Genomic DNA, 12,948 nt, shown 5'->3' with positions numbered 1-12,948 from the left:
AAGCTATTATTCAGAATATTATACCTATTTCATATCTTCCGAGATATATTACTTCTTCCAAACCTTCTCCATATCTTCCAAAGTCTTTCCCTTGGTCTCCGGTAAGCGTTTCCAAACGAATAAAGCAGCAAAGATTGCTAATACCCCGTATACCCAATAAGAGAAACCGTGGTTAAAGGTACTGACGAGTGTATCGTTTTTGTCCATAATAGGGAATGTCCATGATATAAGGAAGTTAGACACCCACTGAGCCGCCACGGCTATAGACATCACACTGGAACGTACCGAGTTAGGGAATATTTCCGCCAACATAACCCAGCAAACAGGTCCCCATGACATGGCAAATCCGGCTGTGTATGTAAGCATAAATACCAGCTTCAGCCCCCCAGGCAATCCCTGAGAGAATGAGGTGCCGAGTCCCAGCATAGATACAGCCATAACCAATGCACCCGTAATCAGTAAAGGTTTACGCCCGAACTTATCGACAGTCATAATCGCCAATACGGTAAACGACAAGTTGATGATACCGACAATAATTGTCTGCAATAATGCCGAATCGGTTCCCGAACCCATGCTTTTGAATATTTCGGGTGCATAATACAACACGACATTGATGCCGACAAACTGTTGGAATGCCGAAAGCAATACCCCTGTCATAATAATAAGGAAACCGTAAGACTTGATAGGAACATACAATGCTATAATGAAACTTGCTATCATGGATATCTCCAACGCACTGGAAACTCCGGCAAGCGAAAGCGATATAATTCCGACCACAAACAGTATCAGCCAGGTCATCATAAAGCGGTAATAAGGCTTCAACGATACTTTTTCTTCTTTTCCAAAACTTTGCTGTATTTCAACTATCTCTTGTTTGGCCATTGTACTGCCCACAAGCTTGGTAAGAATAGCTTCTGCCTGAGCGATACGCCCTTTCATAACAAGCCATCTTGGCGTTTCTGGTGCAATGAACAATAACAGGAAGAATATAACCGACGGAATAGCCAGTGAAGCAAACATCCATCTCCAGCCTGTTGCATGTAACCATTGTGTGTCGCCTTGCTTGGCAATAAAGTAATTTACAAAATACACGACAAGCATACCAAATATAATGGCAAACTGGTTCAATCCGACCAGACTGCCCCGTTTATCAGGTGGAGCAATTTCAGCAATGTACATAGGCGACACCATGGAAGCTATACCTACGCCGATTCCTCCGATTATCCGGTAAAACACAAAGTGATATACAAAAGAATGATCACCCTCGGCAGGCATGCGGAACCCTATTTCGGGCCAAGCAGAACCGACAGCAGCGAATAAGAACAGGACAGCAGCTGCAAACAATGCTTTTTTGCGTCCAAAAGTCTGGCTTACCCAACCTGCCATTGCAGCACCGAATATACAACCTATCAATGCACTGCTTATCACAAAACCTTCCATCGCATTAGCCTCATTCAGCGGCAAGCCCATCGGTTCAATAAAGAAATGCCTCAGAGACTCCACGGTTCCCGATATAACGGCCGTATCATATCCAAAGAGCAATCCTCCAAGGGTCGCAATAAGCGTTAGTTTTAAAGTGTACGATTTACTTACTTCGTTTTTCATTGGTTCTTTAGTTAGTTAACGAGTAGACAAGATACGAGATACAAGTTTTGCTTGTTCACTTGTATCTCGTCAGCTTGTATCTATTTAGATATACATATTTACAATCGCTTCGTAAAGCTCTTGTTTTCCACTTATTTGCTTAGGTTCACCCACTTTGTGTGCAATTGTGCGTAAATCTTCAAGAGTAAGTTTTCCATCTTCGAATGCCTTACCTTCACCGCCATCGAATGAAGAATAACGGGTCTGACGAAGTTTCTTGTAATCAGAGTTTTCAAGAATATCGGCCGCTACCAATAAACCGCGGGCAAACACGTCCATACCCGATATATGGGCAATGAAAAGGTCATCCATATCGGTAGAATTACGACGGATCTTAGCATCGAAGTTTACACCTCCGTTACCCAGTCCTCCGGCAGGCAGCATTACCAACCATGCCTGTGCAAAATCATAAATATCGAGAGGGAACTGATCAGTATCCCAACCGTTCTGATAGTCTCCACGGTTAGCATCGATACTGCCCAGCATTCCTGCATCTACAGCAGCCTGAAGTTCATGCTCGAATGTATGTCCCGCCAAAGTAGCATGGTTAACTTCTATATTTACTTTGAAATCCTTGTCTAATCCATAATTGCGAAGGAATCCGATAACAGTTTCCGTATCATAATCATACTGATGCTTAGTTGGCTCCATTGGTTTAGGTTCGACTAAGAATGTACCGGTAAACCCTTGTTTGCGGGCATAGTCGCGAGCCATTGTCAGGAATTGTGCCAGATGATCTTTTTCGCGTTTCATGTCGGTGTTCAGCAAGCTCATATAACCTTCACGGCCACCCCAGAATACATAGTTTGAACCACCAAGGGCAATAGTTGCATCGATAGCATTTTTCACCTGGGTTCCGGCACAAGCCACAACATTAAAGTCAGGATTTGTTGATGCTCCGTTCATATAGCGCTCGTGTCCGAATACATTGGCTGTGCCCCAAAGAAGCTTGATGCCTGAAGCAGCTTGTTTTTCTTTAGCATACTCCACTATCGCCTGCAGATTCTTTTCATATTCAGTCCAGTTACTGCCCGCATCCACCAGATCCACATCATGGAAACAGTAGAAGTTGATACCTGTTTTTGTCATGAACTCAAACGCTGCATCCATTTTATATTTAGCCTGGCTGATAGCATCGTTACCAATATTCCATGGATGATGGATTGTAGGTCCGCCAAACGGATCACCGCCGTTAGCACACAGTGTATGCCAGTAAGCCATAGCAAAACGCATCCAGTCTTTCATTGTTTTACCCATAACCACTTTATTTTCATCGTAAAAACGATAAGCCAAAGGGTTTTTACTTTCTTTTCCTTCAAATTTGATCTTTCCTATTCCCGGAAAGAATTCTTTTGTTCCTTTCAAAATTTCCATAATGTTATTCTATTTAATATGATATAAATTATTGATAATGAATTCTTATTTTGTTAAAAAGTGACAAAAGTTACACTTTTGCAGCATTTCTCTTATTGTCATTTTTCCTTCGTCGAGACGGCGCCTTGTATCCGCCCGTATTTTGTCCAAACTGGCACCCATAAGAGATACCCCTATCAAAATCTGACAAACTTTACAGTTAACAAAAAATACCTGTAACTATTAGAGTTTATATTCAATAAAAGAGTAAGATGCATGTTTTTAGGCGTTTTAGTTGCCACGACTTTTAAGTCGTGGATAATGATACAGATAGAAAACGACTTTAGTCAAAACATTTTGGCTAAAGCCTTTATCCGATTAGACCATTATCCTCCAGCTAAAGCAGGAGGCTATTAAATCACAGGGAATAAACCATATATAACCTTATTGAATATAAATTCTATTTAATGTTTTCAAAGATCGCTTCTACTAGCTACTCATTGGTATAGATAATTCTTTTAAATTTCTGTGACAGGATTATTTATTGATTAAACTTTTCCAATTCTCATAAGCCTCCCGGTATTGTTGTCTCTTATCCATTTCAGGCTCAATAACACCGAGTTTTTCAAGAGAAGCAAAAGCCTGTTGTGGAGTAGAGTACAATCCTATGCCGATGCCCGCACCTTTAGCTGCACCTGCCGCACCATCGGTGTTATACAACTCGATTGTCACATCACTTACGCTTGCCAAAGTCTGTGCGAAAACCGGACTCAGGAACATGTTGGCATACCCGGCTTTTACTGTGCGGATATTCATTCCCATTTCGCGCATTATCTCCATACCATATTCGTATGAGAATACAATTCCTTCCTGAGCGGCACGTAATATATCTTTCTTATCGTGTATATTGAAATTGATACCATGTATCGAACAGTTTACATCCTTATTTTCCAGCACACGCTCTGCCCCGTTGCCAAATGGAATGATACTTATTCCCTTCGATCCTATCGGCGATTGTGCCGCCAAGTTATTCATATCATTGTAAGACAATCCCTCCAAAGCCAGATTACGTTTGAGCCATGAGTTAAGGATTCCTGTCCCGTTTATACAAAGTAATACACCAAGCCTTGTCAGTTCTTTTGTATAATTCACATGAGCAAAAGTATTTACACGGGATAGTTTATCATAGTTTAACTGGTCTAATACGCCATAAACAACTCCAGATGTTCCGGCAGTAGAAGCTATCTCTCCCGGTTCGAATACATTTAGTGACAACGCATTATTCGGCTGATCGCCGGCACGGTATGAAACAGGAGTGCCTTCTTTAAGGCCCAATTCCTTCGCTGCTTCGGAAGAGACATAGCCCTGTACTCCAAAAATCGGTTTTATCTGAGGAAAGAAACTTTTAGGGATGCCATAGTAATTAAGGACATCTTCAGATAAAGTATTTGTCTTAAAATCCCAGAATATACCTTCTGACATACCTTCTATAGTGACTACAATATCCCCGGTCAGCTTCATACCGATATAATCTCCCGGAAGCATCAGTTTATCAATCTTTTCATAGATGTGTGGTTCGTTTTCCTTCACCCAAGCCAGTTTCGATGCCGTAAAATTGCCCGGTGAGTTAAGAAGATGACTCAGGCATCTCTCTTCTCCAATACTTTGGAATGCCTTTTCACCATAAGGCACGGCACGGCTGTCGCACCATATAATAGACGGACGAAGCACATTTTTGTCCTTATCGACGATCACCAATCCATGCATTTGCCAGGTAATGCCGATTGCCCTGATATCTTCTCCTTTTGCTCCGGCTATCTGCATCACCGATTGATGTGCAAGCTTCAGATTAGCCCACCAGTCGGCAGGATCTTGTTCTGCCCAACCCGATTTCACGGCTGTTATTTTCATTTCTTCCTTCGGGAAGAAATCAGAGGCAACAATCTTCCCTGTTTCGGCATTCACCAAACATGCTTTAACTGAAGAACTACCTATATCATAACCAAGTAAATACATAGTATTATAAATTTGTTCTGAATTTATTATATGTTTTTCTATCGAATTTGTAGAGTCGGGCAGCCCTGTGCGAAACATTCTTCTGCTTCTCTTCCAAAGCCACTACATGAGGCATCGCCAACACCTTTTTATGAAAGTTCCGGATATCTATCTTTTTATTATATATCGCTTCATAAAGGCGGTGTAGCTGGCTGATCGTAAATTTTGTCGGTAATAACTCGAACACAATGGCAGAATCGTGCTCTATCCAACGCCTGATCTCTTCCAGAGATACTTTTACGATTTCATTATGGTCGAATGGCAATTGAGGGATTTTATTCACCGGGCACCAAGCGGTCTGCTTGTATTTAGATATATTATTGAGTTTACGGTCTATCTTACATAAAACCAGATATGCCACTGTTATCAACCTGTCTATATTAGGCTGGTACTCTGTATCCATCCACCTTATATCATCCGGTTTTGCCCTGTCGGGAGAAGCAAAACACCGGAATTGCCTCAGTGGCATTTGTTTTATACCTGTCAACTCGAACAATACCCGATGGGCCGCATCGTCAACATCCTCCCTGTCATATATCAGACTACCGGGAAGCTTCAGATCGTTTACCTTTTCATCGTTACGCCGAACCAGCAGAATATTCAAATGTTCGTCGTCGAACCCGAATACAACGCAATCAATAGAGACATAAGTATGGATGAAATTCTTTTTCATGACATTGTTCAAGGTATATCTTATGCATTTTCAATATGCGAATATAATTATTTTTACTATATAATATTTACTTATTGAAAATATTATAAAGTTAAATAATTGAAATACAACGAATTATATTTTGTATATAATACAATAAGTATTTTATATTATTGTACATTAAACAATAAGAAAACGAGATTCAGGGCTACTTTCGAAAATCCGATATGTTAAATGGAAAATATGTTAATTTTACAATAAGGTTTGTTTAAGAACCATCATAGAAAAAGGTATGCCATTCTATTTTTGACACACCTTTTCATTTCATCAAATAACTTATTTAATAGCCTAGGCTTTTGGGACTTCTAAAAAGATATCAGAAGTGTTAAGTGTTTTAAAAATTGCATTTGTACAGCCCCAACCCCGCTCATTAATTATTTAATGTACTTTATTCCAGCTCTTTAATTTTTATGTTTTTATCTGTACAAAATTCATTTAGAATAGACTGGCAATTTTCACTGCCAGCCTATGATACAAACAAAACCCTATTACCTTATTTTAACCGCTTGTATCTAATCTTATTTATAAGGAAAAACCAAGTTTAACTTTCAGCCCAAAAGCAAGAGGAACTACTTTATCTATAAATGGGCTGCTGCTTTCTTCATTTGAATATTTACTATTCATCAGACTGTTATATCTGAAAGTAGTAGGATTATCTTTTTCATATGGTATGATATTGTCGCCGCCATTTTCCTTAACAATATTATTTAGTCCGTAATCCACATATCCTCCAATATATAAATTCATAGAATTGGACAGACTCCACTTCATACCACATTCTGCCGCCAGCATAAATGCAACTCCAAGATCGAGATCGCCCTTCGATGACATCCCATCAAATTCGCCAAAGCCACGGAAATCAATATCCGTATATTCAGCTCCGGTTTCAGGATAATAGCCCGATGTAACCAATTTGGTATATTCCGATTCATATTTTCCACTTAAAGGAATACCTACTTTGATCCCGAGATTAACATAGAGTTTGTCTATGCCGGAGGGAGTAAATTGCACCATGACCGGAACATTCAGATAAGTGCCCTTCTGGCTATCTTTCAGATTATGCAATGCTAGTCTCCATTCAAAATTATTCCCATAGTTATCTTGTGTCATATACTGGTCTTTCAACTCGTCCGAACTAAATTCCGACTTATAGATTGCCATTTCCAAGCCTGAAACAAGCCCCCACGTAGAATTCAACTTATACGTATACCCGATCCCGAACAAAGGGCCAAATTGCGAACTTCTGTCACCAGGCTGATCAAGATCATAATTAAGGGAAGATGATCCGGCTCCCAGATAAACAGAGATTTCCTGCTTGTCCTGCGCAACAGCTAAAACTACAATAGCGGCTGTCAGTATTAATAAAATTATCTTTTTCATTCTTCTGTGTTTTTATATGGTAAGTCCGGCCTGTTTATTTTACAAGGAGTCTCGCTGTGCGAACATCCTCATCGATAGCCAATTGTACCAGATAAGTACCCGGAGACCCAAACTTTACACTCGCCGTGCTTCCTGTTACTTTTCCGTTATGGACAATATTTCCGCTTAAATCATAGACTTTCAGCTCCACTTTATTTACAAGATGTAAGTCTTCCAGCCCCGTTTCAATATTCAAGGTTTCTCCTACCTTCAGCGGATTAGGGTATACCAAGAACTGGCTCAGCGTTTCAAACGTTATTTTTCCCGGACAGGTCTGATATTCATATCCTTTATCATCCACCAGTTTAACCATATAAAAAGCATCCTTATTCAGCAGATCGGCAGAAGATTTTCCTGCTGAATAATACTGTTTATTCTGACCCACTTTTCTTCCGTCTTCATACCATTCAAAGCTAACAAACTTATAACCTCCGTTTTTTTCAGGATTGTTATTTACTGTAAGGGTGTTATTCCACATCTGAGTTACCAGGTCATCGAAGGCAAATGGTTTTAGCACCTTTAGTTGATACGACGTTTTATCTTCACCATTCGGTGAGGTAATAACAAAATCCAACGTATTCAAGCCGGGCTTAGCAGCTTCAAATTCAATCGAAGTCCCTATATTGACAGTAGCTTCCGATAATGGGACTATCTCTATATCCAAAGGAATATCCGAATTGCTGCAATCCAAAGAATAAACTTCATTCAGGTCTTTCCATTGCTCTCCATTGATATACAATGCTACCAAATTGGTATGTTCGGCGCTGATTGTTTCTTCCAGCAGGTCTACTTTGATCACATAGCTACCTTGCTTCGTTTGGTCAATAGTCCACTTATAATCTCCGGACAGATTTTCGAAAATATACTTAGAACCCAACAGAGACTCTCCTTGCGTTTTAGGATGGAAAGAAACAGGATCCCAGTTATTCTGTCCCAATAATTTGAACATGTTTTTGTCATCACCAGATGTTGCTATTTCCAGCATACCCGAAAACACGAATAAATTCGGATTATGAATATCTTTCTTCAAACGCAGGGATAATCCGGAATCCCAACCAATCTCTGTAGCCCCTCCAACGATGAACAAGTCTTCTCTGGCCATAAAGATTTCACTACTCAGCGTGTTTGCCACCGCATCTACCTTTATTTTGTAATAATCATCAGGGATAGTTACATTCCAGCCCTCAGCATTTGCGTTAGTAGTAGTTTGAATAGAAAAGGTTCCTACGGCATTCGCATCCTCTATAGTGGGAACATAAAATTTAGTGTTAGCCCCGATTGTCTGCGTATTCATTATTCTGAATTCTCCTGTCTGAAGTTTACCATGATAGCGGAAATATCCTGCAACCTGAGTAGGGTCTTCTGTCAATATCGCTACACCACCAGGTATTGCAGAACCTGTTATCCACAAATTGGAACCATCACGGTTATAACCTGGCACGGTATTCTTCTCGGATTCCCCCAGATTAGTCTGCCCGGTATTCCTGCCTGATAATATAAAGTTTTTCCATTCTGCCGACTCTTTCTCCACCGAGCTATTAGCTTCTATAAGAAGATCTAAGGACTCTTCCAAATGTGTATCAAAGTCCTGCAGTTCATCCAGTACTGTTTGTGGATTTGCGGCTATTCTGTTTCTTGTCTCTACCATTTTGGTGAACAGAGCAGGCATTTTAGCTCCTATCTTAGTCTTTAACGAATCATGGCATTGGATTATCCTGTCCATTTGTCCTGCTTTACCGGAAAGCAACTCTTCGGAAGCCTCCTGATTGTCATCATACGTTACCACTACTTCCATCTTAGTATTGAGATTCACAGACGGAGTATTGATTACTATCGCCAATGATTTACTATCATAGCTCCAGTGCTCTTGCTTATTTTCCAACGAATAAGGATATGTTTTACCATCAACCACCACTTGTTTTGCCGGAAGTTTAGACAGCAATATGAGTTCGTAATTTCTCGTCGACGGCATCCCATCAAAAGAGCCTTCACGAGGATAGATCGTATATTTTCCCTGACTGGAATTCGTTTCCTGCGTTATTTTTGTTGTGGTATATTTGCCATCTTTATAGCTTTCACTATCACCTTCATCTTCATAGTAAGAGAACGATCCCGAAGCACCAGGCACAAACTGGACAATAAGCTTGTCAGGCCTTTCCTTCAGATGTTTGATATCGGGATACATAGGGATAACCGCACCTTCTTTATAGTAATAAGGAATCTCGCTTTGAGAAAAACTCCTTATGTATGTCTGATTACCTTCCATTACCGACCCGGTCTCTGCTTCCAGCCATTTTCCTTCAGGCAACCAAAACTGTTTTGTAGATGTGCTAATTTTAGATTCTGCGGCGGCTACAATCGGAGTCACAAATATCTCGTCTCCGAACATATAGCTGGATTCTTGCTTATAAGCTTCACTATTCTCCGGCGAATCGTAATAAAGAGGACGACAAAGGGAAAGACCTGTATCATAAGCCTGCCTTGAGTATGTATATATATAAGGGATCATCGCATAGCGTAACTTGAGGGCATCCCGCATATGTTCAAAATTCGGGAACTTCCAGATGCGCCTTTCTATATTGGAGGAATTTGTCGCATGTGTCCTTGTTATAGGAGAGAATACTCCAAACTGTATCCATCGAAGATAAAGTTCGGGATTATTTGCTCCAGATTGATTATGTCCGCCAAGATCGTGCCCCCAATAGCCATAAGCTACATTAGAAGCCGTTGAATTATAATACACCTGAAAAGCCAAAGTTGGGAATGTAGCCCAGGAGTCTCCTGAGAAACCAATAGGATAACGATGACTTCCCAGCCCACCCCAACGATGAAAAATCATAGGTCTGCGATCTGTCCTGTTTATTTTCATGTCATTATAATATACATGATTCAACCAGAATGTATTGCCCAGATCCTTCATTTCGGGAGCTATCATCCATTGCTGCCAGTCGAGCCACCAGAAATCGACACCGATATTCTCGTGGGGACGCATGATATTCTTAAAGAAAGCCTTATAGAATTTTTCATTTTCGATATTCCATGCAATAGTTTTATTTGTTGGAAGCCCTAAATCATTCGCTAAAGCCTCGAAATTATCCTCGTGTGTACCGATGCCATCTGCCGGATGCAGATTTAAGGTGATTTTCAAATTCTTTTGATGCATCCATTCTATCAGCCCCTGAGGATCGGGAATCAGGTCCCTGTTCCAGCTCCATCCGGTCCAGCCCTCTTTATGCCAGTCCATATCAAATACCATAACGTCGAGAGGAATGTCGTGCTGATGTATTTCGTTCACTATATCCTTAAAATCCTGTTCCGAATATTTTTCATACTTGGAATACCAATATCCTAATGAATAAAGCGGCGGCATCGGCACTTTACCACTTATTTTTGTATAATCAAGCAGAGCTTTTTTATAATCATGACCATAAGCCATAAAATACCAGTCAATAGTATTTCCTTCTCTGCGTGCAGCAACCCAGTCAAAATCGCCACCCTGATTTTCGAATAAGAGGCTCTTACTGGTATCTCCATTTGGTTTTGACTCATCTATTAACGTCCATCCCGAACGCGAAAGGAGCCCATCTTCCATATCGCCTCTCAGGTTGTCTCCACTCGAATGGTCAAGTGTGCGGGATGTGCCTTTAAGGTTAAACGGATCTTCTTTACCAGGGTACCAATATGTTGAACTTCCATTCAGATCAAATGAGATTTTCAAGTTATCAGAACCGGCTGGGTTCGTAACAGGATTAGTCCCTATTTTATAAACTAATTCCAGCTTGTCGGTTTTTATATACAGATACCCGTTTTTGGTCTCTGTAGTATAATTCGGCACAGGCAGGTTTCTGTTGACGGCGATAAAAGATGCCCTATCCTCAAATTGTTTTGAGTCGCTCCATTCTATTCGTATCATTTCCGGGGTAAGGACTGTAAAGCGCATATTTCCCGAAATCACAATTGCCTGTGGGTCAGCCACAGGATTCTCATTTCCATAAACCTGATGGGTCAACATCAGAAAAAGAAATAAGGAAGTCGCAATTTTCTTAAGGTTTAGATTCATATTTGTTGGTTTTTAGTCTAGTATTTCGATTTTTTTCATGAATATTATTAGTTAATAAGATCAGAGATTATATGCAAAACGCAAATTTCCGATAGCCGGGTATTTCCTAAAAGCTGATTGACAAATATAGTTTTATGGCGATATATACAGCAGCTACGTTTCTGTCAGTTTTGTGTAAAATTCTTCCAAAGCTTTATTGTAAAAAGGGAAGCCCTCTTTCTTTTTACTTATTTCATAAAAAACACCCTTATTGATCTGCCATAGTAAAATAACAAGGGTACAGTTTTTTAATTCTGTACCCTCCATTGTTATGTTTATATATTCTTTCTGACTTCCGCGTTTAATATTTAGATATACCTCTGGTTGTAGGGCCATCTACAGTTAGTTTTCCATCTTTATCAATATTTAATTTATCGATAAAAACTACCCGTTGATCTCCACTGCCATTAGTTCTGGCATGATACACACACAACCTTTGATTATCGGGTAAAGTAAGTACCATATTATGCCCTGTTCCGGTTACATTTCCACCTTCGGCTGTATTCTTTTGCAACACAGGATTGTTTGCCGCCTTTTGAAAAGGACCCAGCGGATGTTTCGATGTGGCATAGCCCACTGCATAATTTTGTCCTCCAAAAAAATTTGCAGAATACATCATATAATATGTGTCATTTTCCTTGAAAAGGAATGATCCTTCGGTCCACCTCCGGTTTACTTCGTGACTTGTCACAGAGCGGCTTTCCCATTCAGCCTGGGCGTCATCCATCTTTACCGGTGGACGAAGCAGCAATTGAGGTTCTCCGATTACACCCGAAAAATCAGGCTTGATCTCCACGCCGTATATCCAGCTTTCTTCAACCTCGTCGAACCAGCCTTTCGCTTTTGCCCACTCAGAGATCTCACTTTCGACCGGATTTTCATAGCAGCATCTTGAGTAGTACAGATATACTTTATCTGCTTCATCATCGAAATATAAGTTAACATCAATAATGGGGTAACCGGGATCGAATACAGGATGGTCGTAAAGATTCTTAAACGGCCCAACCGGACTGTCAGCAACAGCCACACCAATACGAAAAGTTTCATATTTATTTTCCGGATTATGCTTCCAGTTAGCACTATACCATAAGTAGAATTTTCCGTTCCGCTCATAAACCTCGGGTGCCCAAAAACAATCTTTGCCCCATGCATCCGGCTGGTTGTTGTCATAAATAACACCTCTGTCTTCCCAATTATTCAGGTCTTTTGACGAATAGGCTTTAAATCCGTTAAGATTCTCTGATGTACCATACATATAGTAAGTCTCATCAGAGCCATATAAAAGAAACGGATCGCCAAAGGGAATAGGTAACGGATTGGATAACTGAATTGTAGTTTTTTGATCTGAACTACAGGATAAAAACAGTGTAACAAGTAAACTATACAATAGTATTTTTCTCATATCATTTAGACTTTATGACTCTCAAGGCCAAATACGCTTTTATATTAAAATTCTGAATTGTGTCCGTAAACCAACGTAAAAAAATGAGAATAGCAACTAAAATCGATTCTTACGCTTGATTATGTTCCGGGAAAAATTGGAAAGCAAACATAATCTTATATATACAGAAGCAATGGCAACGTTTCTGTCAATATTATGTAAAATTCTACCAAAGCATTGCTTTGGGCGATTTACACTCCTTTTCTAAGGTCTTTTTATCTCTTT

Annotated in this window: 7 protein-coding genes; all 7 read right to left on the bottom strand. The window is 40.1% G+C overall.

The genetic code is table 11. The features are described from left to right. Window positions 1-48 precede the first annotated feature (48 nt). A complete protein-coding gene (gene xylE / locus GGR21_RS00730) occupies window positions 49-1,605 on the bottom strand; it encodes a D-xylose transporter XylE (protein WP_183305231.1) in 1,557 nt (518 codons plus the stop codon). Window positions 1,606-1,689: 84 nt separating this feature from the next. Further along, entirely contained in the window at window positions 1,690-3,018 is a 1,329-nt protein-coding gene (gene xylA, locus GGR21_RS00725; protein ID WP_183305230.1) for a xylose isomerase, read from the bottom strand. Between the two features lie 516 nt (window positions 3,019-3,534). Then, window positions 3,535-5,013: a xylulokinase gene (locus tag GGR21_RS00720; RefSeq protein WP_183305229.1), complete on the bottom strand. Its 1,479-nt coding sequence runs from the start codon at window positions 5,011-5,013 to the stop codon at window positions 3,535-3,537. 4 nt (window positions 5,014-5,017) lie between these two features. Then, window positions 5,018-5,725 (bottom strand): NUDIX hydrolase, encoded by a 708-nt coding sequence (locus GGR21_RS00715; protein WP_183305228.1) that lies wholly within the window; start codon window positions 5,723-5,725, stop codon window positions 5,018-5,020. Window positions 5,726-6,286: 561 nt separating this feature from the next. Beyond that, window positions 6,287-7,144: a porin family protein gene (locus tag GGR21_RS00710; protein ID WP_183305227.1), complete on the bottom strand. Its 858-nt coding sequence runs from the start codon at window positions 7,142-7,144 to the stop codon at window positions 6,287-6,289. A 34-nt stretch (window positions 7,145-7,178) separates the two neighbouring features. Beyond that, entirely contained in the window at window positions 7,179-11,243 is a 4,065-nt protein-coding gene (locus GGR21_RS00705) for a TIM-barrel domain-containing protein (RefSeq protein WP_183305226.1), read from the bottom strand. 340 nt (window positions 11,244-11,583) lie between these two features. After that, window positions 11,584-12,684 (bottom strand): glycoside hydrolase family 43 protein, encoded by a 1,101-nt coding sequence (locus GGR21_RS00700; protein ID WP_183305225.1) that lies wholly within the window; start codon window positions 12,682-12,684, stop codon window positions 11,584-11,586. Window positions 12,685-12,948: the final 264 nt, after the last annotated feature.

Source organism: Dysgonomonas hofstadii, assembly GCF_014196915.1.
In the GTDB taxonomy this organism is placed as follows: Bacteria; Bacteroidota; Bacteroidia; order Bacteroidales; family Dysgonomonadaceae; genus Dysgonomonas; species Dysgonomonas hofstadii.
Note: the sequence above shows the minus strand (reverse complement) of the source record. Positions and strands in the feature narration are given on the sequence as shown.